This is a genomic window from Alteromonas sp. BL110 (genome assembly GCF_003443615.1).
Taxonomy (GTDB): Bacteria; Pseudomonadota; Gammaproteobacteria; order Enterobacterales; family Alteromonadaceae; genus Alteromonas.
Map to the genome: position 1 here is coordinate 376650 of NZ_CP031967.1, position 23278 is coordinate 399927.

Consider the following 23278-nt stretch of genomic DNA (forward strand, 5'->3'; position numbering starts at 1 on the left):
TTTATGTAGCTCGAGTTATTAACGGGCATAAATAAGCTAAATTTCTCATTCATTGTCTAGGTTTTGTATGATTGTCACAAAGGAATAATAACGAGAACACGATGCAACATTTAACTATCACCTATACTGGCAACGTAGCTACGTTGACTATGACAAATGGTGAAAACCGCCATAACCCTGTATTTGCAAAAGAGATGCTTTTAGCTTTAGATGATGTTAAAAGTAATGAAAGCTGTAAAGCACTGGTGATCACATCAAATGATGAGAAATGCTTTAGCTTAGGTATTGATACCGATTGGCTGATGCCGGCTATGAAAGCGGGGCGCAATGATGAAATTAAGCAGTTCATGCATGACATGGACAATGTATTTAAAACCCTACTCCTCTACCCACTCCCTGTTATCGCGGCTATCAATGGCCACGCCTTTGGTAATGGAGCAATTTTGGCGTGTGCTTGCGACTTTAGGTTCATGCGCTCAGACAAAGGCTTTTTCTGCTTCCCTGAGGTAGACTTATCTATTCCCTTTTTGCCGGGAATGATTGAGTTTGTTAAAAAAGCGATGCCTTATTATCGGTTTAACGAAATGAAGCTTTCAGGAAGACGTGTTTCCGGTAAGGAATTAGAACAAGATCATGTGGTCGAGAAAGCATACGATACTCATGAAAGCTTGCTGGAGGGTGCGCTGAACTACGCCAAAACCTTTGATAAAAAGCGAGGTATATTTGGCGAACACAAAAAGCGACTGCACAAACATATTGTTCACACTATAGACAGCGAGAATAAGCCACTTATTGAAGCCCTCTCTCTTATGGCTTAATTATCTAGCGGACTGGTATTACATCTAACAAAGCTGTGTGAACCAAGAAGTTAACACAGCTTTACATAGTAATTTCTATTGAGGAATTTAATTACTACTAGTGTTTTTTTTTGAAGGCTTTGACGTCCGTTTTCTGAACAAATCTACATTCACTCCCCAATGAAGTGATGCTATCCGCATTAAAACTGTTACACCAACTGAGCCCAAAATACACCAAATATAGGGTATATCGACTGCAAATAGCGCGGCATATGTTAGTCCTCCCGCAAAACAAGCGCTCGCATAGATATCTCCACGCATAACATAAGGCACCTCTCTGCACACCACGTCCCTCATTAAACCACCGAATATGCCTGTGGTCATCCCCATGGTTAAAGCAACAATCATCCCTGTACCGCTAATTAAGGCTTTTTCAATACCTATTACGTTAAATATAGCGAGCCCTATTGTATCAATCAAAATGAAATAAGAGTTTGAAGGAGACGGAAAATAGCGTATTAATAACACAGTAGCGATAATCGCACTGTAAGTTGCTAAAAGGTATTCGGATGTTTCTACCCAAAATATTGGTTTTCCCAAAAGTAAATCTCTTAGCGTGCCTCCGCCGAGCGCCGTCATAACGCCCACAACCACTATTCCGAAACCGTTAATTTTCTTCTCATGCCCCAACAGTGCGCCTGATATAGCGAAGAACGCGACACCCAAAATGCCTAGCACAATGAAATATTCAGAAGTCATTCTGCTCTCTATTAAAAAACCTTAATGTATGTAATGGATAGAACAGGAAAAAGATCGAATTTCAGGCACAAAAAAGCCCGCTTGAAGCGGGCTTTTTCGAAGTTAACAATAACGCAAGGATTAGTAATCTTAGTTAAGCTTCTCTTTGATACGTGCAGATTTACCTGAACGCTCACGTAGATAGTAAAGCTTAGCACGACGAACCGCACCGCGACGTTTAACTTCAATTGAAGAAACTGCCGGGCTGTGTGTTTGGAACACACGCTCAACGCCTTCGCCGCTAGAAATTTTACGCACGGTAAAAGACGAGTGCAGACCACGGTTACGCTTAGCGATAACAACACCTTCATATGCCTGAAGACGCTCTTTGTCACCTTCGGTAACGCGAACTTTAACAACTACTGTGTCACCTGGACCAAACGCAGGAACATCAGTCTTTAGCTGTGCTTCTTCGATTTTTTTGATGATATCTTGACTGACTTTGCTCATCATATCCTCTCGTCCTAGTTAACTGTCATCTTGCCGCAACAGTGCTTGATATTGATCAAGCAAACGTTGTTGCTCCTCAGTCAGAGCTAGGTGATTTAACAATTCAGGGCGACGCTGCCAGGTTCTACCTAATGACTGCATCAATCGCCACTGCCTAATTTTTTCATGGTCCCCACTTAACAACACCTCAGGTACCTTTTGACCATCAAGTATTTCGGGCCGCGTATAATGCGGACAATCCAAAAGACCGTCAGTGAAAGAATCTTCGATTGCTGAAGCTTTATGCCCCAACACACCGGGAACAAGCCTAGCAACGGCATCCATAAGGACCATTGCAGGTAGTTCACCGCCGCTTAACACGTAATCACCAATAGACACTTCTTCATCTACATGGCTTTCGATTACCCGCTCGTCGATGCCTTCATATCGCCCGCAAATTAAAATTGTGCGGTCAATATTAGCAAGGCGTTGTACGCCCGCTTGGTCAAGGGGTTTCCCTTGGGGTGATAAGTAGATCACCTTACTTTTTTCACCGCCCACTTGCTTGGCGGCTTGTATCGCGTCAGTTAGCGGTTTTACCATCATCAGCATACCGGGGCCGCCTCCGTAGGGGCGGTCGTCTACTGTACGATGGCGGTCATGTGTAAAGTCACGGGGGTTGAAGGTGTCAACCGATACCGTTCCAAACTTAACAGCTCGTCCTATCACACCCTGTTGGGTAAAAGGGGCAAACATATCTGGAAACAGGCTAACAACGCCAAACCACTTTTCCGGTGTCACTTAAAACCCCGGGTCCCAGTCAACTTTAATGACCTTCGCTTCTTTATCTACCTCTTGTACGACTTCGTCGAACACAAAAGGTAATAGTCTTTCTTTTTGACCAAAAGCATCACCTACGTTCGCTTTAACGTGAATCACGTCGTTCGCTCCTGTATTAAACACTTCTTTCACCACACCTAAGTCGTAACCTTGCGTTGTTACCACTTTCATGCCGGTGAGCTCACGCCAATAAACCCCTTCGTCACCTAAATCAGGCAGCTGTGAAGCATTTATATTGATATCCAAGTTTTTGATGCGCTCGGCATCATCTCGACTATCAACGCCCACAATTTTTGCAACGAGGTTTTTACCGTGCGGTCGCCACTGGTCAATTTGGTATTCTCTTTCTTCGCCAAGAAACCAAGGCGTGTACTCGAAAATACCTTCTGGCGTTTCTGTATAGCTGTTGATTTTGACCCAACCTTTAACACCGTACGGTGCGCCAATTTTGCCAACAATCACTTTGTCAGACGCTAGACTCATCTATACCACCAGTTAATAACAGCTTACGCTGCAGATTTTTTCGCTTCTTTTACCAAGCTAGAAACGCGATCTGATAAGCTCGCGCCTACGCCAACCCAGTAATCTACACGCTCTAGATCTACGCGAAGACGTTCCGCTTGACCTTGTGCAGTTGGGTTGAAGAAACCGATGTTTTCAATGAAACGACCGTTTCTTGCACGACGGCTATCAGCCACCACTAGTTGATAAAATGGACGCTTTTTCGCGCCACCACGCTGTAAACGAATAGTAACCATAAATGCCTCAAACTCGTTGTAGCGTTACCGTTAACTTAAGCCTTCATTCAACGACTAAAAATTAGACGCCAATTGGAAGGCCGCCGAATTATACGGATATCACCACTCAATGCAAGTAAAAACCTGATTTATCCTTTGTTTAGTTCAATATCGCTCCCGTAAGTAGGTGATGGCCTAAGAACGCAAATACACATGCATGATCTTTCGCAAGTTTCTTTAAAATATCATCTGGTGGTGTATTGTTAACGTAGAACTAGGATTTAGTGTGGATAAAAAACTTAAGCCATATGCAGTTTAAAGGATGGCAGTTAACTGGATTTTAGTTTTTCTCTGGCGCATTTGTTAATCAAAGGCTTCAGTAAATGGATCACGAAGAAGGATTATTCGAATGAAATTATCATCACTCATACTCGCTACATCAATTGCTCCACTTTTCGCGTGTTCATCCGCTACAGATATGGTCACACAACAAGCAGAAGTCCAACCCAATGAAGCTCGTATAGACTTTTTCGCTAACCGCGGAGAAGCCTTTGACAATAAGCGAGAGTACGTAAAGTTGATGTGTTTTAACCAACGCCCTAACGGTGCGTTAGTTCTTCGGGATGTTGAGCCGGGAGAGCATGTTCTATTTGTTCAAGCCAGTGTCGTAAACACTGACCTGCCTGATGGTACCACTCGCGAGGCGATAGTTAGGCTAGATGTAAACTTAGAAGGCGGCAAGCGTTACTCGCTCAACCAATCTCGTGACCATCACGATATGAAAGTATGGCTCCAAGAAACGGATTCTGGCGTCCCAGTTTCTGACATCGTTACAACCCGTGTTGAATACCCAAAATCGGTGGGAAATTTACGCCTTGAACAATGCAAGGAAGGCACAGTTTAAAAGTACTCGCTTTTTTCAATAACGATTATAGACGACGCAGGGTTACACTTGCGTCGTTGTAGTCGTAAGGAACGTTTTGCCACTGTACATTTTTCAGCTTTTGTGACTTTGAATCTTCTGCCTCAGCAAGTTTGTTCGAGTTGAGTATTAAGCTGGGAAAGCCTTGTGCACCGATGCTGCGTGATAGCTGAATTTCTTCATTTAATTTCTCAATCGTACTTTCACTATTAAGCTCTAACTCAAAACGCTTAGCATCAAGCCCTATTTCTTTAGCAAATGCTATCAAGGTATCAAAATCCGAAGGGTTTCTTGCGTTCAAGTAATACCCTTCTTGAATTGCCTTGATCATTGCTTGCTCTAATACTTTTGCTTCATCACTATCTTTAGCCTGCGCTTTTGCCGCAAGAACCGCGCGACAAGAAGGATAGGTTGAACGACGAGGCTGACATTGCGTCCAAAAATCGTAATTAAACTGGGTGCCTGGTACTCGTTCTTGAATAGTTTTCCAGTATCCAGCAATAGTAAGCTTCATCTGTTCAGGCATCGGTACGCTACTATCTGGTGCAAGACCGCCAAGTAAATAGACAGCCTCAATATCACTGGGCAAGTCCCTTTGTATTTTTTCCCAGGCGGGAACAAACGCCCAGCACCAGCTGCACATTGGGTCGTGCACGTAATATAAAGTTCGCTTCTCTTCCATCAATGTCACCTTTGCTGGCCGCTGCCTAACGAAAACACTTAATTCTTTACTCAAGTTAACGCTACATAAATTTAGCTTTATTAATTTACTGCGTTACTCGTTTAATGCTTCACTAAATTCTCATCCCAGCGTAAATACTGTCGCTGTAGTCGCATTGGTTACGTCCAATGTACACGCTTTACCGTATAATCCAATCATCAATGTCAAATGGCGCTTTAAAGATAGCGCTTTAAAGAAGTAATGCACGCAAAGAGGTAATTTTGACGACACCGCTACCAACCGTATCAACAAAGCAAGTCTTACAGTGGATTGGCTCACATTTACTTCAATATAAAACGAGAGTTGTAGGCGCTGTCATTGCCCTTTTTACCGCAGCTATCGCATGGCTTTTGCTTGGACAAGGCATTAAATACGCGATAGATAGCGGCTTTATCGAAAATGCCGCCGACACCTTAAACAAAGCTACGGTTATGGTGCTTGCTATAACCATCATCGCCTGTTTGGCAACTTATGCGCGCTTTTACTTAATGACTTGGCTCGGTGAACGGGTTAGCGCTGACATTAGAAACCAAGTATATGCGCATCTTCTCTCGCTGCCACCGTCATTTTTCGCAGAGCTTCGAACTGGAGAAGTAATATCTAGATTTACCAGCGATACAACAATCATCCAAACTGTAGTGGGAATGAGTTTATCCATGACGCTGCGTTCTATTGTCACCTTCGTAGGTGCATTGGCGTTAATGACCTTTTCCAGCCCACTGCTAACATTTTGTGTAATTGTTGCCGTGCCGGCAGTACTCGTTCCAATTAAAGTACTCGCGCCCCAAGTTCGTCGTTATGCAAAAGCAAGCCAAGACAAAGTGGCAGATCTAGGCGCGCGTATTGATGAAAGTTTACATGAAATAATGACAGTTCAAGCTTACACAGCTGAAAATGCCGAACGCCTACATTTTTCTAGAAAAGTGGAGCTTGCTATGGACGTAGCCAAAAAGCGTATCCATTACCGTTCATTGTTAATTGGCTGCATTATGTGTATCAGCATGACAGCTATAATTTTTATCGCGTGGGTAGGTGCAAGGCAAGTACTCGACGGAACCATGACGGTCGGCGAGCTTTCAGCTTTTCTTTTCTATGCCGTTATGGCTGGCGGCAGTGTAGCCACAATTAGTGAAGTCATAGGCGAAGTACAGCGTGGTGTGGGGGCAAGCGAACGTTTATACGAACTATTTACTACTGAGTCAGCTATCAAACCTGTATCAGATGAGGCGAAGAAAATTACCGAGCCTGAGCACGCAGTAGAATCTAACCTCAGAGAGGTTGATGATAAGGTTTTAATTTCCAAGGCCGCCCCAAGAATTCAGTTGGACAAGGTCAACTTTGCATATCCAGATAGTAAACCTTTGTTTGATAACTTGAACATTGATATACAAGCCGGAGAACGCCTTGCTTTAGTTGGCGCGAGTGGTGCAGGTAAAACCACCCTCTTTCAATTGCTAATGCGTTTTTACGACCCAAGTAGCGGGCAAATTCTGTTTAACGGAACGCCTATTAATAAAATGCCCATTGATGTCTTGAGGCGACATATTGCGATAGTAACCCAAGAGCCCGTGGTGTTTGCAGATACTGTAATGGAGAACATTCGTTACGGCAGTCCTGAAGCAACAGATGAAGCCGTCGTAAATGCTGCGAAGCAAGCCTTTGCTCACGAATTTATTGATAGCCTTGATGAACGTTATAGCACCCAGTTAGGCGAAAGGGGCGTGAAGCTTTCTGGTGGGCAAAAACAGCGTATCGCTATAGCGCGCGCTATTTTAGCCGACCGACCAATCTTACTTCTTGATGAAGCAACAAGTGCCCTTGATGCCATGAGTGAGCGTATGGTTCAGCAAGCCATAGATAGATTAATGGTAGGTAAAACAAGCATTGTCATTGCCCATCGTCTAGCCACAGTACAGCATGCAGACCGTATTCTGGTCATGGATAAAGGTCAGGTTGTGGGAAGTGGCAATCACGCCTCTTTGATGAAAAGCGATACCCTGTACAGGGAATACGCTGAACTGCAATTGCTTAGCTGAACCGCCTGTGGTGCTATACGGTACAAACAATTAGGTTAACCAATCGGCTATTAAACATCCGTTTTGGTCATACAAAAATAAAGGGTTTACCGCTCTCTACAGCGACGAGCAGAGTAAACTCAACTAACGCTACGGGTTTAAAATGAAATATTCAGTCTATGATGCATTAAAGACATGGACACGTCTTTGTGCTCTTTTTTTAGTGATGGTATCAACTGCGAACGCGCAGTTTATGGGCGACAGACAGGCCAAGCTTGTTGTAACCAAGCCCATTCAATTTATGAACGAAACACGGAAAGTAGAAGCGGTTGGCAGTGCAGAAGCCGTACGCTCTATCGTGTTGTACCCTGCCGTTTCTGATGAAGTAACAGAAATCAACTTCGTACCAGGCCAATCGGTGGAGAAAGGTAAGGTTCTGGTTCGCCTTGACGATAGACGGCAACAAACTGCCTTGAAGCGCGCTAAGCTTACTCTAGAAGATGCCCAGCGCACGGTAGAGCGCTTAGCCTCAAGCTATAAACAAGGTGCAGTGCCCGTTAGTGAACTAGACCTAGCACGCACTCAGCGCGACCTTGCTGAGGTCGCACTAGAAGAAGCGAAAGCAGATTTAGAAGACAGACATATTGTTGCGCCATTTGACGGTATTGTTGGCATTACCGATGTTGAGGTAGGCGATCGGATTAACGAACAAACAGTCATCACCACACTAGACAACCGAAGCAAGCTATTTATCAACTTCAAAGCGCCTGAAGCCGCCCTTCCTGTTTTGCTAAATGCACCGAGCGTCACACTTGAACCTTGGAGCGACAAAGAGCAACTGGTGAAAGCCGAAATAGCGCAGGTCGATTCTCGTATTAATGAAGCTGATCGCACTCTTCGTGCGCGCGCATTATTAGATAACTCTTCGGATAAATTCCGTCCGGGTATGAGTTTTAGAGTTAATTTGAGCATTGAAGGTGATCGCTACGCGGCCGTGCCTGAAGCCGCATTACTATGGGGAGCAACCGGCGCTTACATTTGGCTTGCTGAAGACGGGAAAGCTAAACGTGTGGACGTAAGTGTCCACCAGCGTTTAAGAGGAACCATTTTAGTTTCAGGCGATATCGAAGAGGGTGATGCGTTAATTTCAGAAGGTGTTCAGCGCTTACGTACAGGCCAAGAAATTACCACTGAACTGGCCGGAGGGCCTCAAGGTGAGTGATCCAAATCTATCGTCTTCAGTCAGCGACCTTCCCTCACTGTCGATACGACGCCCAGTTTTAATCGTCGTTTTAAACTTGCTTATTGCTATTGCAGGTCTTGCTGCTTTGAGCGGGCTTGAAGTGCGGGAACTTCCTGATGTTGATACTCCCCGTGTAACTGTTACTGCCGAGTTTCCTGGTGCCTCGCCCGAAACAGTCGATGCTGAAATAACGGGACGTCTCGAGGGTGCTGTAGCCCGCGTTAGCGGTGTAAAGAATATTTCAGCTCAAAGTGAGGAAAACTCATCACGTGTACGCGTGGAATTTCGTCCCGGCGTCAATTTAGAAGATGCAGCGAATGAAATACGCGAATCGGTAAGTCGCGTGCAGCGTCAACTTCCTGAGGATGTAGAGCAAGTGGCAATTATTCGCGCAGACAGCGATGCCCAAGCGGTTGTTAGCCTTGCTATTTCTAGTGATACATTGGATATGGAAACCCTCACCGAGCGGGTCGATACAGACGTAGCCCCTTTGTTTCTCAGTATTCCAGGCGTCGCTGACGTTACTCTAAACGGTGACAGAGAGCGTGTATTGCGCGTGTCCGTTGACCCGCTTCGCCTTACCAGTTTTAGCCTTTCAATGAGTGATATAGCCGATGCCTTATCGCTCGCGCCTTTTGATGTTCCCGCTGGCAGTATACAGTCGGCCGAACAGGCACTTATCGTGCGCGCAGATGCAACGTCAGTTTCGGCAGAAGATGTTGGTAACATTGTTGTGAGCGGGGATATTCGCATTAATGATGTCGCCAGTGTTTATTTCGGCCCCGCCGATACTACCAGCGTAGTTCGCTTAGACGGCACACCAGTTATTGGCGTAGGAGTCATTCGACAAGCTAGCTCTAATACCATAGAAATTTCTGATGAAGTGCTAGCCATGGTCAAAGACCTAGACAAGCGCTTCACCGACATGCATATCACGGTAACGGCAGACGACGCAGAGTTTATTAGAGATTCTGTAAAAGAAGTTGTGATATCGCTTAGCCTTACCGTTGCTTTAGTGGTAGTGACGTTATTGGTATTTATTGGTTCATGGCGCGCGACCATTGTTCCGGCGCTTTCTATCCCTGTTTCACTGGCAGGTGCTTTGGCAATTATATGGGGCATGGGATTTTCAATTAACATCCTTACCCTGCTCGCCCTTGTTTTGGCCACGGGTATGATTGTGGACGATGCGATTGTTGTTTCTGAAAATATTCAGCGTCGCAGAAGTATGGGGTTAGGTGCTCGTGCTGCCGCCGTAATTGGTACCCGGGAAGTATTTTTTGCGGTAGTGGCAACTACTGCAGTGCTTGCCTCTGTATTTATCCCCATCGCATTTCTTCCGTCAACCGCTGGGCGATTGTTTAGAGAGTTTGGCGGCGTATTAGCAGGCGCTGTCGTAATCTCTTCTTTTGTTGCGCTTTCTTTGGTGCCTGCACTTACCGCACGCCTTAAAGTAAAAGAAACGAAAGAAAACGGTTTGTTTAGTAAAACTTTTGGCCGTTTTGGTAATGCATGCCTTGGTATATATCAAGCTTCACTGTTAAAAGCCCTTAAATACGGCTGGGTAGTAGGCATACTTAGCCTAGCCGCTGGCGGTGGTGCTTATATACTGTCACAAAATATCGATAATGAGCTTTTGCCGAGCGAAGATAGAGGCACAATCCGGATATTTGCTCGAGGCCCTGATGGCGCGGGGCTGAACTTTATGGATAGACAAGCCGAGAAAATGGAAGAACTGCTGCTTCCTTATGTTGAAAACGGCACCATAGATTCGATTTACACGGTAGTAGGTTCATGGGATCCGAACATTGTATTTATTACCGCTCCGCTTAAGCACTGGGATGAACGGGATAAATCACTTCAAGATGTCGTTAACGAAATCCGCCCTAAACTACAGCAAATTCCTGGTGCGCCTGGCAACGCCTTTGGTGGCAATAGCCTTAATTTGCGTGGTCAAGGTGGCGGTTTGGAGATTGCGCTTACCGGTGATACCTATGAAAACATTTTTCTAGCAGCGCAAAACTTTTCCCGGCAGCTTGAGGAAAAGCTGCCCGAACTTGGCAGACCCAGAATTAGCTATGACCCTACTCAACCACAGATGCGCGTAAATATAGACCGCCGTCGTGCAGAGGAGTTGGGCGTGCCGCTTACCGACATCGCCAGTACGCTGCGCGCTGCTGTTAATGGCGATGATATTGCCGATTTGAACGTAGGCGACCAAGCTATTCCTATTATGTTGCAAACGAATAATCGCAGTACGCTAGACCCGTCAGAGCTTACCAGTTTGTATGTAAAAAGTGTCGACGGAAACCTAGTGCCCCTTTCTAGTGTTGCATTTATTAGCGAAGAAGGCGTTGCTGCTGAACTAGAACGTCAAGCCCAGCGACGGGCAATAAAAGTGGAGATGGAACTGCCAGAAGATGTGGCACTTAGTGAGGTAGTAGATCAAATACGTGCGCTAGCGCTAGATACTTTGCCCGATGGCATCGGATTAGTCTTTTTAGGTGAAGCACAAACCTTTGAAGAAACGTCTAAGCAGGTTGCCCTCACCTATATCTTAGCTTTTGTTATTGTATTGCTTGTACTAGCCGCCCAATTTGAAAGCGTTAATAGCGCTGTTGTAGTTATGCTGACTGTGCCCTTTGGTATTGCTGCTGCGGTTTATGCGCTGTTTTTAACCGGCACTAGTATTAACATTTACTCGCAAATTGGACTGGTTATGTTAATTGGTCTACTTGCCAAAAATGCTATCCTGCTGATTGAGTTTGCGGACCAGCTTCGCGATAAAGGTTTTGGTATCTACGACGCTATCGTTGAAGCCGGAAAAGTGCGTTTGCGCCCCATTATGATGACCTTGGTATCTACCATTTTAGGAGGCCTTCCGTTAATACTATCAACAGGAGCAGGTGCTGAAGCACGTAATGCTATTGGCTGGGTTGTGTTTGGCGGCCTTGGTATTGCAGTGGTATTTACTCTTTACCTTACGCCTGTACTTTACCTAGCACTAGCACGCTTTACCAAACCTCGTGCAGATGAAAGCGCTAAGCTTGAAAAAGAGATGGAAGAAGCTAACGCGCAGCACTCTTAGAAGGTTCCCCCGCTTAGGTAGGCGCTGTGCCTATTTAAGCGGTGTTTAGGCGGTGCTAGTGCCGTATTTCCATGTCCAAGCCGTGCTTAAACCCAGTCAAACCGAGATTAGGCAGTTACTTTGCCACTCTGTGTACACCAAGAACTAAAAGAGATGACTAAGCTAAGGGCGTAATAACAAACATAAATGTTATTACGTCCTTAGCTTGGGCGCTTTTTGTTAAAATACTGCACGAATAAGAAAGACAAATTAATCGCGATATAAGAACTAAACTTCTTAATGGCTTTTACAGAAAGTTTTAGTCTTACCAGTGAAGGCTAGCAACTGACCGACCATTCTATCGAAGTAAGGGTTATAGGTGAGCCGCGCGTACACTCTTTCTTCCTTATCGCTGACAAGCGCGTTGTTCTCTATCTCTGGTTTAAATCCCCAGGGCCCATACCATACGTCTTCTCCTGCTCTGCAGCGCGCTTCAGCATCACTTCCTTGTCCGTTGTCACAAATGCGAAACCTACTTTCCGTTCCATACAAGATGTTATGTTCAGAAAAAAGAGTACTCATATGAGAGGCCGCACTAATTCGCTGCTCGGGTAAGTCCATGGTTTGCATAATGAGGGTATTATCGGATACCTCAGGTACATTTTCACCTTGCCACAATAAACATTTACGTGGATGAATGAAATTATCTCTGAATTGTTCAGCGATCTTTATAGTATCCACAACACTGTCTTTTTCGGCCACCACCATCAGCACAGGAAGATTTAAAGTTCGCTTTTCTTCTTCTGATTGAGAAAACAAGTCTTGAAGCACGTTTACGCTTTCCTGATAGGCAGCGAACCCCGGCATAGCCGTGGAATTATAACGACTTGGATTGTCTTCCTCTTCTACATTAGGCCAAGGAAACAATGAATCGATGTAAGGCGCCAGGCGGGACACAAAAAAGCGTGACTTAAAGGCCGGTGAAAAATGCATGAGCCCCTTAATATCGAGCTCTTCGGCCATTGAAAAACTTGCAATAGTGGTTAAATTAGCACCCGTCGAGAAGCCCCCAACGTAGAGGTTATCTACTTCTTCAGAAAACAGCCTTATGTGGTGATTTGTTTCTGCCTGCCACTGCTCATAGCTCACGTTTAGCATATCCCCTGGCTTTGAGCCATGACCCGGTAACAATATACTTCTTACATGAATGCCTTCATCACACATAGCGTTTGCTACATCGCGAAAAAAATAAGGTGAATCGCCAAGGCCATGAACCAGCAACACACCGATGTCTCGGTATTGTGTACCACATTCAAAAGGCATATTCATTGATATCTCTTTTGCTTGGTTATCAGAAATAAATGTTCTGTGTTCAAGAAGATAACTTTCGACATTATCCAAGTAGTTATCGAAAGGCTGAACACCAACCGGAAAGGCCTGAGTGCTGGCACTGAATTGAGAACTGTGCGACGAATGACACCCGCTTAATGAGAACAGCGCAACAGAAGCAGCGCACACGTGCACTGCTTTAAAAGTAAATTTAGGCATGGTTAACGTATAGGTTTATGGTAATGAAAAGCGATTATTGCAGTGTATCTTTACCCGAAACCAATGCCTTAGCGAGTAATTTATGAGTAAGTAATGAAAGAAGCTCGGTTTCTTCTTCACTTCGCTCGCCATCTACACCAGTAATCGCCATAGCTACCTCTAACGTTTTTTCTGCATTAAACGATAGATCGTTTTTAAGACTTTTTAAGAAAGTAACAGTATCGCCAGTATCGATGGCTTTTCGAGCTTGATAGATAGTGTCGTTTAGAAATGCTTCGCGACAGATTGGGCTTTGCCAATCTAACGATTCAACCATAGCATTCAAGTAGTCTTGTTCGGTCAAGGTTACCATTCCATCGACCTGATAAAGTAAAACTGAAAGTTTGATAAGGGCTTGGTTAAAACTTTGTTGTTCTGATAATTGCATAACTCTCTTCCTCTTCGTACTGTACGCAGCAGTACCACAACATGCTCTGCATCCTAGCAGTAGCGTAAATTTTCTGTGCCTGCATCGAGCGATTAAACATCGAAAGCTTGAAAGCGCTTAGTGACTGCTTTAGGACCTGTCAGCCTTTACTTTGGTTCCAAAGGCCACCGTTCTATTAATATAGACCGCTCGATTGACGGTAACATTACGCAGCGATGATGCTTTTAGTTCACAATGTTAAATTAGTGTAAACACCTATTGCATTATAGGTCTTTTTTAACAGGTTCCAAGTGGCAGTCACCGCAAAATATGAAAGACTCTCGAGAAGGTTTGCATTGTTCGAATTTGAAAGTTCACTTTAAATACCAACTAACCGTAGCTAAGTGAAAAGTCTGGCGTCCCTTTGATTTACAGGGTCCAGACTTTATTCAACAAACTTTAGGGGCACTTAGGAAATGGCATCAACGCAAGCCCAAAGTGATGTCATTGATGTAGAAGTTGCCTGTATAGACTTTATCGTTATTACCGTGAGATTCTAATGCAAAAAACTGCTTATCTTCATCGTTTAGGGCTTGATATCCCCCAATTACCTGATAAATCCATACTTCAGGATCAAAGTCTAAAGCCTGCTCTTCAAAATAATCCAGGGCGGTTTTAGGCTGGCCTGAATCAATTACCTCACAGAAGTAAGCTTCAACTGCCTGCTGCAGGGGATCTTTTTCAAGCGACAGAGTAGATTGCTCGGTCACATCGATGTCAACAGGCTTAGTATCTTCGTGCTGAGACTGACGTTTGTGTACATGGGTCAAAGACGCCACAATATTTTGATAATCTGCTTCGTGCTCAACGTTATTCACGTCAGCTGCTGCATTGGCAATAATCGAGTCTGATTGATTAAACAATACTGGCACATTGGTCAGATTAGCATAGTTACCCGGCGCAAAATCAGGCTGCTGCTCCATGTGTAGCAAAAAACCTTTAAGTAACCGGGTACGACCTTGAAACTCTCTAAATCGGCCTAACAAGTCTAGCAAACGCGCTTGTACAACAGATAACTCTTGTGCGGCTTTAGAAAAGCGCTGCTGGAGCGATACTACCAATAAATGGCGTAGTTCGCGGTTAGACCCAGCCAGTTCACTTAACTCATCGAAACGGAAACACTCAAGCTGAGCAAGCAAATCCGTTACCTGCCCTTGCGCTAACTCGTTTTCGCGAATTTTAGCTTCAACCGACGACACATAACCAAATTCATTATTAATACGGCCGAACATCACACGCACGCTATTACTCAATGATTCTGAAAGCTGATACACGTGCTCGGTTAAATCACCCATGTGGGCTGCTGCTTCATTATATTTGTTGTAATGAAGCGCTTCTTTATAATGCTCGGTCAGTGTTTTAAGGCTAGCAAGCGACGCACCAATATTGGCATTGATGGTCCGATTGCGTTCGTCTTGTAGGCTTCCTTCTAGAAGCGTTCTTACCGCGCTTTTTAAGCGCAATTCACTTTGCGCTTCAGGGCGCCACAAAACACCTAATTGAACGAGCTGTTCTAATACCTTAGGGCTGTGGTCGCGCTCTTTTACCGAACCATTAACGTACGCCTGCATAATAAGGTCGCTGTGACGACCCAACGCATTTAGTAGTTTAGTCCCCGCCTGAATTAACACCTGGCTCATATCAAACTACCTTGCGAAATAGCGGCCTCCGCCTGCTCAGATAAACTCAACGCTTCAGTTTCGTCGATAAAACGTAGCATTTCATAAAGGTGCTCAATTTTGCCCGTGCCCAGATAAATCTGTTTATCCGGGTTAGGTTTAATTAAGTAACCCATTTCTGTTAAGCGTTTAAAAACCTGTTTTAGCTGGCCATCTAAATTCACGCTGGTAGAACCGAACATACGATAGCGCGAAATTTTCTCTAATTGCTCGGCATAGGCCGGCGTGTCTTCAATGGTTGTTTGCAGCTCGTTCAAACGAATAGCGCTGCCCATAGTTATTGGCATGTCAGATTCATTGGCTTGTTGAACCAGTAATAACCACTCGACCAGAGGGACAAGGTTAGACGCCGTATCTTGGAACTGCTGGGTTAGCACTTTACGTTCGTTTTCACCAATGGTGAGGAAGCTAGCAAAGAATACATCACCTTCTGCGGTAGTTGAGAGTGTGCGGTTCAGCAATGCTAAGTGGGGCTCTAGCTGAGCAGCGTTATCTCTTGATTTAAGAAAACGCCACGCCTCTTCATCGGTCACCTGACAAATAAACGCGCCTTGTAAAAGTGCACTTAGTACACGGCCTTGTTCTGTCATCATGCTGATGTCTCCTTGCCTGCTACTTCACTGTTCTTTTCTGCTTCTTTTTTTAGTTTTATGCGTGCGCCTATCGAGCTTGCTTTTGGTTGAACCACCTGCAGTTGGCGAGTCACTTTATCTATCAAGTAGCGGTTTTCAAATAGCGTCAATACTTCCGATTCTGGATTAGGGAACGCCCCCACTACACTGATGTTATTGTTTTGACAGGCTTCAAAGATTTTCTTCACATTATTTTGGTGAAGTGTACCTAATTCATCAATGGGCCAATGCACGGTAGCGTCGGCATCGCCTCGTAAAAGACGGGTAAAGGCAAGTAAGAATTTACACAGGATAAGGTAGGCCATACCGTGGCTCGACGATTCGTTTAACTGTCGGTCGGTGCGGATAACAAGATCGCTGTTCCCCTCACGCAGGTGAAGCTCAATATCAAGTAGCTTGCTGATACCGCCGGTAAGTGCCGCGCGACCAAGAATATCTAATACCCGGCGCATACTTTGCCCGTATTCTTCTTCCGGTAGCTCGTTTGCTCCCTCTTCCATCCAGTGCTCATAGAGTTTTCTGAATTGCTCAAGTTCAGGCCAAAATTCAAGTTCGCTGATACGCGAGCGAATTTTAACAGCAGAATCTGATACACCATCAAGGGAAAGATCGCCGTCCACCTCTTGGGTAATGCGGCGGCTTTGCGACACAATGCGTTTATCAATATCGGCAAGAACGAAATAGTATTGCGAGAGATCAGCACCGAATATACGGCCTTGCTCACGCAAGCCCTGCAGTTTCTGCGGGACGATCACATTCAGAAGCTGTGCTAGGTGCGACACCATGCGACGGTGATCAAAGCTCTTCACACCGTGGGCGTTTAGCGTTGCACACTCTTCACGGGCGCGTTCCCAGGTGTCAGATAGACCTGTCCCCGCTTGCGCAGCTATTAGCTGATCAAACCTTTCTACATAAGCTCGTACATCGCTCAATAAGTTTTCCCGTTCCTGAAGCTGGCTTTGTACCTCCGAGATACGCTGACTAATACTGACATCATCGTGCTTAATTTCTGCTGTTTCGTCTCCAGCCTGAAGCGTTAGCTTAGCTAACGACTTACTCAACGTTTTAACTTGCTCTAAATGTTCGCTGGCAGTTTTGAGCGTACTTTCAAGCTGTGCATGCTGCTCTTGAAGTTGCTCGCGATTAGCTTTATATGTGGCTTGTTTGCTTGCCAAATCACGCTCTGATTCACCCAATAGTTTACGCGACTTAGACAAGCCTTCTTGCCAAATCACCTTTTGCTTAGTAAATACGTTTGTGTACCAACGTTCATAGTCAGCCACTTTATGACGATGCGTTTCAGTGCGTGTAATATTTTCTTTAAGTTTATTAATTTGCTTTTTAAGCTGACCTATTTCATCAACATCCACACCGCGATTGCTTAATTCGCTTTCTAGCCAATCTTGCATATCTTTTCGGTCTTGGGCAGCACTCTCCTTCGCTTTTCGCATATCGTTATCAAGCTGAGAAATACGCGCCTCACTGTCGGCAATAAGCTGCTGCCAGTGAAATTTGTGCTCGGTTTCCGCTTCACGCTGCTGGTCTTTGATTTCGTCTCGGCTAAGCTCAAACTGCGCCTTCGCCTGCTTTTGCGACTGCTGATTAGCTTCTAACTTAGTTTTGGCTTTTTGCTTACGTGCAGAAAGCGCTTGTTGGTATTCACTGAGCACCGTATCGCGGTCCTGCTGTGCCCGCTTACGACTGGCTTCCGCGCTCTTGACTGCGTTGTCTTTCTGGGTAACCACAAGCTCTGCGTTACGCACGTCTTCGTTGGCTTTTGCTAAACGCTGTTCACATTCGTTTTGCGCGGCAAGGGCGGCAGCCTGACGTATTTCAGCTTCTTGCAATTGCTGTTTGAGTGCTTGTTCAGTGAAGGCGTAGTCAGGGGTATCCAATTCAGTAAGCGCTAACTTAACGCCCATGAAGGTATCACTAGCGCTTTGTGCATCCTTTGCCATTACAGGGGCTAAATCAGTGCGCTCGAGTAGCTCCGGACGAATAACTTTACCTAAGGATAATTCCCAGTCGTCTACATTGGCGCGCAGGAACTCAAGCAACGCGCCTTCGCCGGGGTAAAGAAGCGCATTAATTTTATTAACCGCTTTTTCATCTTGTTGAAAGGCGTTGCGCGCTTTGTCTAACGCATTCGAACATTCTTTGCGAAATTCTACTGATTTACTGTGTGCTTGTTGCGCTTGTCGTAATTCGCCACGTGCCGAATCTTCATTAATAGAGGCTTCTTTTATAGCCGCGTCTAAAATGTCTAGCTGAGATTGCTCAAACTCGTTATAGCCTGCGTTACTAAGTGAAGCTTTAAGCTCAGCCTCCGCTACTTTCAGATCATTTAAACGATTCTGGTAATCATGCTGTAGCGTACTTAGCTGGCTGTTGTAATCGCTTTGTATTCGACTTAACGCTTCACGCTCGCTCTGCTGTTGTTCAGCTTTGTTTTCTGCAGCTTCCTGTCTAGCTGCAGACATTTCTTCCAAAGTAATTGAAAGCTTTTCACCTAGCTCAGCTAAGCGCTTGTTGTAGGCTGACTCAATGTCCTGGTGCTTTTCAGTGAGCAAAACGTAACGACTGTCGGCCATGGCTTTTTCATTTTGCCACTGCGCTAGATTTGCAACGTCTTCTTTAAGCTGCTCAATATTTTCGTCTTGCCACTTGTCGAATTCACGCTCTACCGTATCCAGTTCGCTAGTAAACTTTTCCACATCGGCGCGAGCAGAAGAAATAACTTGGTTTAAATGATCGCGGGTATCACCCCATTCACTGTCCGTTTGTTTTCGCTGGAAGCTATTTTCATCAAGCTCGTTCTTGGTAGTTTCAACCCGCGCTGCTAAATATGTCTTATCGAGTTCAAAGCTATGCTTAAGATTAGCAAGCACTTGCTCGGTACTTGTTAGCGCCATGTCCGCTTGCTCGAGTTTAGAAAACTCAGGGCGAATTTTGTCGAACTGCTTAATTAGATGACACTCTTTAATCCAGTCATCAACCCTATGGCGGCTAAGACCTGAAGTTGGTGGCGTAACGCCATCTTCTTCTAAAATAGCGGCAATCATGGCTTTAATGGTTTCCATTTTGCCTTCTTTAGAGTGCACCGCTTTTGCCAACTTTTCTATGTGGCGCATATGCTTTGAAGGTTCGCACAAACTAAAGATTTTGGCGTAGCCTAATAATTCGCGCGCATTGTTACTTTGGTTGAGCACACCTTGGTCGTTTTGAATGATTGCGCGGAAGTCTTTGGTATTCAGTAAGCTCGTTACCAGTATATTATTGCGCTTCATGGCGCGTGCAAGCTTTGCGCTACTCACACTGGCGTGCTTGCCATTCTTTTGTTCTATTAGATAGTCACCAATTTCAAACGGCTTACCAATTAAACGGTAATTTACACCGGTTCCGTTTGAGCTTAATACAGCTTGGCATAGGTCGCCTTCAGCGCGTGTATATTCATAGATAATAAAACTAGATAGGCGCGGTAAGTACCAGCGTTCAAAGCTATCGCGGGTTGCCGGTACCACACGACTAGGGTATTCGCCGTAAAACACGGGAATAAGTCGCTGAAGCGTGGTTTTACCCGACGCATTGGTACCACAAATATTGGTGTGTCCATCAAGCTTTAGCTCGACTACGCCCGGTAAATGCGTGTCGATAAGAATAATACGTTTTAAGCCTGCCATAGTGTTCCTGTATCAATAACTCTGCCGCGTGAATCCTCACACAGCACAAAATAGTGCCTGCTTAGGTATACAAAAATTCTGTATATCGAATAGAAGCCGAGCACATGCGCACGATGTAGCCCGTCAGTGTATTATGAATTCACGAATTTGCACAGATGCGCGGTGATTTGTTGGTTACAAAGCATGCTATGGCTTTAAGAACGTTTCATGTTTCTCTCTTTCGAGGTTTGCCCCGCTTCAAATTAAAAATAAAAAATTCAATAATATTTCTAAATAGACTAACTTTTACACTTGCTGGTCGACCAATTTTAAAACATCTTATTAACCAATGATAAACATTTGGTAAAAGCCGTGTCTACGAACAACAAAAACGAAAACGTCTTACAAGAAACCCTAATAGTACTTTTTTACTTCTTTTTAATTGCATTGGTTGTGACAGCTGTATCGGCCTGTGGAGGTAGCTCTAAAAGTAATACACCCGATCAATCTGTTTCTGTACCTGATTCTCAAGGTGGTGGAGAAACGCCCACTGAAGAACAAGCAGAATTTACCCTAGTGTCTGAAATCCTGCTCAGTGCCCCGGGCGCTGCAAACGCTAGCGAAACCTACGAATCAATCGAGAACGTGTTTGGAGAAGGCAGCATAGAAGCACCCGACTTGTTCGTTGGCGATCATACTTCTACGCCGCATATTTTAGAGGAAACCGATAGCGTTGTAGGCCCCCACTTTGTGTTTTTAGCCCACCGAGATGACGACTTTAATAAAGGTGTTCAGTCTGACCGTCAGCGCAACGAGATAAAAACTTATGATAAAAGCGATGACGAAGTACTCGGGTTCGAAGGGGACACTATGCAGTTTGAATGGTATTTCTATGTCGCCAGCGATATGTCTTTAACCAGTAAGTTTAGCCACTTCTTCCAGCTTAAAGCACGAAACGACAGTGAAGATAATAGTAATGGTAACGACGATCAGCCCGTTATTACCCTTTCCGCTGTCGAAAAAGACAGTTCCGGTAAAGAACTACAAGTAAGACACAGTGTAGGGTTTAACTCTGACGGTTCTCGCACCAGCGATGTCTATTTAGTTCGAGCAAACTGGAGCGATATCGCCGATGAGTGGGTTAAGGTATCTGTGCAAGCAACCTTTTTAGATGAAGGCAACTTCACCATGCAAATAACCCGCGTTAGCGACGACGCTACTATAGTAGATATTAACGAAACAAATATAGATATGTGGCGCGGTGTATCTAATGAGGACTTCATCCGCCCTAAGTGGGGTATTTACCGCTCTACCGCTGAAATAGATAAGTTACGCCAACAGGAAGAACGAGTGAAGTTTGCTAACTTCGTTATTAGAAAAGGTACGCTTTGATTTGCAATTGAAGCTACTCAATCGATGTTTTCACTTTAAGGGATACTGGGAGTAGTCGAAAAACGTTTTCAGGTGTTCTTTTAAAAATGGCGGTAAGCAATACACAGGTTTACTTACCGCACTCATTTAGCTTTGACAGTGTGTTTTTAAACTATCACGTGGGAAAGCGCTATTATGCGCCTTCCAACCACTACTTTACCTATTTAACAGCTAGTACATTCACAGACTCTGGCGCGGGGTACATCATGCTGAAAGTCGGCGCAATGTCACCCGAGGCTGAATTTAAAATGTTATCGAAGCGAAGGATCATACCGTTTGATTTTTCCGCGACGTAAACATGACCGTTGCTGAGCATCAGATCCACTGGGTTACCCAGCATTGAACTCGGCCCTGCAATATTAACCGATACATCGGTTAAGCCATCTGCATTGCCAGCACCAGCAATGACATAAAGTTTGCCGTCTGTTGCATCTGCAGCGCTACCAACGTCAGAAATAACTAGGCTATCGCTTTGGCTATCGTAGTCTATACCATGGATGTTCGTTGGTGCCTCAAATGCAGCACCGTCGCTCGCTGGTACGATTAACCTATCTTCACCTGTAATTACGGTCTCACCGCTTTGAAGTTTGCGCATTACTTCTTCAAAAACTGCAACAGTACCGTTGGTTAATGCTAAATACGCACTGTCAGTCGATGGGTCGTAATCCACATCCCAAGGACGTCCACCATCAGCGGCTTCAAGCGTTAATAGAGGCGCAACATTACCCGATGCACATGGCGAAAATACTCTTACAGCAGGCGTACTTTCATTAACATCAGCCACAAATACCACACCGGCTTCAGAAACAATATCTAACCCTTTCGGTGCAATCAGCCCGGTTTCACTCCCCATAATCATGTGGTCGTAACTATCGCTGTACATCATCTCATCGCGCATAGTTTTCAAGCGATTGATTACCAGTAAGCCGCCTGTTGATGTATCCAAATCATCAAAAGTGATAACACCGTCACCACTTGCCGTAAACGCAGCACTTTCAATGCTCATACCTGCATCAAAAGAACTCAACTCGCTGGATAATACTGCGCTGTATTGAGCCACCTGCCCTGTTGTTTCGCTTTCAGTTGAAGGGTTACTTGATACCGAAAGCCCCATAATAGGCATAGTTGTTATGCCGTCGTCCGAAGCGTCTTTCATTTCGTCTAATTCTCTAAACTCAGCTAAAGACTCCGGCTTCACCGATGGCGTTGATAACGTCGGTGCAATATCGCCGCTCTCTCCGTTGAAGATATTTGAGAAAACCAGAATGGCGTCGTTTGATTTTTCCGCCACGCGAAGGTTAGACCCGGTGAGAAAAATGTCTACTGGATTGCCAAGCTGGGTAGATGCTCCGCCTATTACTCTGGTTGGTACAGCCGCCCCATCTGCTGAAGATACATTTTCAATCACAAATATTTGACCGTCGTCGGCCACAGAAGCATCACCCACATCTGATAACACCATACGGTTAGATTTAGGCTCGTACACAATGCCGTGTAAATTAATTGAAATTTGGTTTCCATCGGCATCCGAAGGAACAACTGAACGCATCACAGTAGGTGCAAAATCTGAACTTGCCACATCGTCGTACACCGCTAGCGTGCCATCGGTAAGTGCTACGAATAACCTATCGCTTTGCTCGTCGTAGGCCAAATCCCATGGTTTTGCAGATACCATTATCTCAGCAATAGGTGCAACGTCCCCTGCCGCTTGACTACCAAACACACTTATTTTTTGACCGTTAAAGTCTGCCACCATTACTAGGCCAGTATTTTCAGCGAAAGCTATACCTTTAGGATTGACTAATCCGGTAGCCGCCCCCGTTATCTCGCGCCCTTTATTCATCATGAAATCTGTCTGTGCATCAAAATTACACTGCGTTCTTAAAAGCGGTAAGTCACTGTCACCCGCTTGAATAAGAGAACCTTTATTGGTGAAGACAAGACCTTCATTTGCGCCAGTGGTTACCGTACTTAGCGCGCTAGCGTTTTGGTCGACTGCCGTTACCGTATTACGATTATCATCACCATTATTGGCAACAAGAAAAGTTGCAGCAGCCAAACCGGGCGCGCCGTCTTGGCCTGGTGTGCCATCGACACCATCTGTGCCATTTAGTCCGTCGGTCCCATCGTCGCCATCACAGGCGCTTAAAGCAAAAACCATAGCCGTTGCTAATAATGATAATCTCATTTTTTGCTTCGAAGTTTTGTTGAATTCCATCTTCATCTCCATACTTGTTCTATTTTAAGAGACGCTGTCAACCGCGAATCTGTGCGATAGATACTGCTCACGTCCT

18 protein-coding genes are annotated in these 23278 nt (G+C 45.0%); 6 read left to right on the forward strand and 12 right to left on the reverse strand.

Annotation, left to right across the window (positions count from 1 at the left end):
• Positions 1-101 precede the first annotated feature (101 nt).
• The gene (locus D1814_RS01740; RefSeq protein ID WP_118489817.1) at positions 102-818 is read left to right on the forward strand and encodes an enoyl-CoA hydratase/isomerase family protein; all 717 of its coding nucleotides are present in this window, start codon (positions 102-104) and stop codon (positions 816-818) included.
• Between the two features lie 87 nt (positions 819-905).
• On the opposite strand, the gene D1814_RS01745 is transcribed toward D1814_RS01740, so the two are convergent.
• The 5 genes from D1814_RS01745 to rpsP all read right to left on the reverse strand — a co-directional run bounded on the left by D1814_RS01745 (position 906) and on the right by rpsP (position 3622).
• Positions 906-1556, reverse strand: a complete 651-nt coding sequence (locus D1814_RS01745; protein WP_118489818.1) for a trimeric intracellular cation channel family protein — start codon at positions 1554-1556, stop codon at positions 906-908.
• Between the two features lie 129 nt (positions 1557-1685).
• Positions 1686-2045 carry a 50S ribosomal protein L19 gene (gene rplS / locus D1814_RS01750; protein WP_024015986.1) on the reverse strand — a complete coding sequence of 120 codons (360 nt, stop codon included), beginning with the start codon at positions 2043-2045 and terminating at the stop codon, positions 1686-1688.
• Positions 2046-2063: 18 nt separating this feature from the next.
• Positions 2064-2825, reverse strand: coding sequence for a tRNA (guanosine(37)-N1)-methyltransferase TrmD (gene trmD / locus D1814_RS01755; protein ID WP_118489819.1), 762 nt, complete (start codon positions 2823-2825; stop codon positions 2064-2066).
• Entirely contained in the window at positions 2826-3347 is a 522-nt protein-coding gene (rimM, locus tag D1814_RS01760; RefSeq protein WP_118489820.1) for a ribosome maturation factor RimM, read from the reverse strand.
• Positions 3348-3370: 23 nt separating this feature from the next.
• Positions 3371-3622 carry a 30S ribosomal protein S16 gene (gene rpsP / locus D1814_RS01765; protein WP_105931878.1) on the reverse strand — a complete coding sequence of 84 codons (252 nt, stop codon included), beginning with the start codon at positions 3620-3622 and terminating at the stop codon, positions 3371-3373.
• Positions 3623-4010: 388 nt separating this feature from the next.
• On the opposite strand from rpsP, the gene D1814_RS01770 reads away from it, so the two are divergent.
• Positions 4011-4505 (forward strand): hypothetical protein, encoded by a 495-nt coding sequence (locus tag D1814_RS01770; RefSeq protein WP_118489821.1) that lies wholly within the window; start codon positions 4011-4013, stop codon positions 4503-4505.
• Positions 4506-4530: 25 nt separating this feature from the next.
• Here D1814_RS01770 and D1814_RS01775 read toward each other — a convergent pair whose 3' ends face one another.
• Positions 4531-5205, reverse strand: a complete 675-nt coding sequence (locus tag D1814_RS01775; RefSeq protein WP_118489822.1) for a DsbA family protein — start codon at positions 5203-5205, stop codon at positions 4531-4533.
• Between the two features lie 260 nt (positions 5206-5465).
• Between D1814_RS01775 and D1814_RS01780 the strand changes: the two genes are divergently transcribed.
• The 3 genes from D1814_RS01780 (at position 5466) to D1814_RS01790 (ending at position 11590) form a co-directional block, all read left to right on the forward strand.
• Positions 5466-7280, forward strand: a complete 1815-nt coding sequence (locus tag D1814_RS01780) for an ABC transporter transmembrane domain-containing protein (protein WP_118489823.1) — start codon at positions 5466-5468, stop codon at positions 7278-7280.
• A gap of 142 nt (positions 7281-7422) precedes the next feature.
• Positions 7423-8481, forward strand: a complete 1059-nt coding sequence (locus D1814_RS01785) for an efflux RND transporter periplasmic adaptor subunit (protein WP_118489824.1) — start codon at positions 7423-7425, stop codon at positions 8479-8481.
• Complete coding sequence (locus tag D1814_RS01790) at positions 8474-11590, forward strand: efflux RND transporter permease subunit (protein ID WP_118489825.1); 3117 nt, start codon at positions 8474-8476, stop codon at positions 11588-11590. Before D1814_RS01785 ends, D1814_RS01790 begins: the two co-directional genes overlap by 8 nt.
• Positions 11591-11866: 276 nt before the next feature.
• On the opposite strand, the gene D1814_RS01795 is transcribed toward D1814_RS01790, so the two are convergent.
• From D1814_RS01795 to D1814_RS01815, 5 genes are all read right to left on the reverse strand, one after another.
• Positions 11867-13117 (reverse strand): alpha/beta hydrolase, encoded by a 1251-nt coding sequence (locus D1814_RS01795; protein WP_118489826.1) that lies wholly within the window; start codon positions 13115-13117, stop codon positions 11867-11869.
• 34 nt (positions 13118-13151) lie between these two features.
• On the reverse strand, positions 13152-13544 hold the full coding sequence (locus tag D1814_RS01800) for a TerB family tellurite resistance protein (RefSeq protein WP_118489827.1): 393 nt from the start codon (positions 13542-13544) through the stop codon (positions 13152-13154).
• 461 nt (positions 13545-14005) lie between these two features.
• Positions 14006-15223: a phosphoenolpyruvate carboxylase gene (locus D1814_RS01805; protein ID WP_118489828.1), complete on the reverse strand. Its 1218-nt coding sequence runs from the start codon at positions 15221-15223 to the stop codon at positions 14006-14008.
• Positions 15220-15855 (reverse strand): condensin complex protein MksE, encoded by a 636-nt coding sequence (locus D1814_RS01810; protein WP_014978725.1) that lies wholly within the window; start codon positions 15853-15855, stop codon positions 15220-15222. Before D1814_RS01810 ends, D1814_RS01805 begins: the two co-directional genes overlap by 4 nt.
• Positions 15852-19574, reverse strand: coding sequence for an ATP-binding protein (locus D1814_RS01815; protein ID WP_118489829.1), 3723 nt, complete (start codon positions 19572-19574; stop codon positions 15852-15854). The genes D1814_RS01810 and D1814_RS01815 overlap by 4 nt, the downstream gene beginning before the upstream one ends.
• 351 nt (positions 19575-19925) lie before the next feature.
• On the opposite strand from D1814_RS01815, the gene D1814_RS01820 reads away from it, so the two are divergent.
• Positions 19926-20945 (forward strand): heparin lyase I family protein, encoded by a 1020-nt coding sequence (locus D1814_RS01820; RefSeq protein ID WP_232368954.1) that lies wholly within the window; start codon positions 19926-19928, stop codon positions 20943-20945.
• A 199-nt stretch (positions 20946-21144) separates the two neighbouring features.
• On the opposite strand, the gene D1814_RS01825 is transcribed toward D1814_RS01820, so the two are convergent.
• A complete protein-coding gene (locus D1814_RS01825; protein WP_118489830.1) occupies positions 21145-23202 on the reverse strand; it encodes a YncE family protein in 2058 nt (685 codons plus the stop codon).
• Between the last annotated feature and the right edge of the window lie 76 nt (positions 23203-23278).

Coding starts and splice junctions, on each gene's coding strand:
- D1814_RS01740 (WP_118489817.1), top strand. CDS start 102: ATGCAACATTTAACTATCACCTATACTGGCAACGTAGCTACGTTGACT.
- D1814_RS01745 (WP_118489818.1), bottom strand. CDS start 1,556: ATGACTTCTGAATATTTCATTGTGCTAGGCATTTTGGGTGTCGCGTTC.
- rplS (WP_024015986.1), bottom strand. CDS start 2,045: ATGAGCAAAGTCAGTCAAGATATCATCAAAAAAATCGAAGAAGCACAG.
- rimM (WP_118489820.1), bottom strand. CDS start 3,347: ATGAGTCTAGCGTCTGACAAAGTGATTGTTGGCAAAATTGGCGCACCG.
- rpsP (WP_105931878.1), bottom strand. CDS start 3,622: ATGGTTACTATTCGTTTACAGCGTGGTGGCGCGAAAAAGCGTCCATTT.
- D1814_RS01770 (WP_118489821.1), top strand. CDS start 4,011: ATGAAATTATCATCACTCATACTCGCTACATCAATTGCTCCACTTTTC.
- D1814_RS01775 (WP_118489822.1), bottom strand. CDS start 5,205: ATGGAAGAGAAGCGAACTTTATATTACGTGCACGACCCAATGTGCAGC.
- D1814_RS01785 (WP_118489824.1), top strand. CDS start 7,423: ATGAAATATTCAGTCTATGATGCATTAAAGACATGGACACGTCTTTGT.
- D1814_RS01795 (WP_118489826.1), bottom strand. CDS start 13,117: ATGCCTAAATTTACTTTTAAAGCAGTGCACGTGTGCGCTGCTTCTGTT.
- D1814_RS01800 (WP_118489827.1), bottom strand. CDS start 13,544: ATGCAATTATCAGAACAACAAAGTTTTAACCAAGCCCTTATCAAACTT.
- D1814_RS01805 (WP_118489828.1), bottom strand. CDS start 15,223: ATGAGCCAGGTGTTAATTCAGGCGGGGACTAAACTACTAAATGCGTTG.
- D1814_RS01810 (WP_014978725.1), bottom strand. CDS start 15,855: ATGATGACAGAACAAGGCCGTGTACTAAGTGCACTTTTACAAGGCGCG.
- D1814_RS01815 (WP_118489829.1), bottom strand. CDS start 19,574: ATGGCAGGCTTAAAACGTATTATTCTTATCGACACGCATTTACCGGGC.
- D1814_RS01825 (WP_118489830.1), bottom strand. CDS start 23,202: ATGGAATTCAACAAAACTTCGAAGCAAAAAATGAGATTATCATTATTA.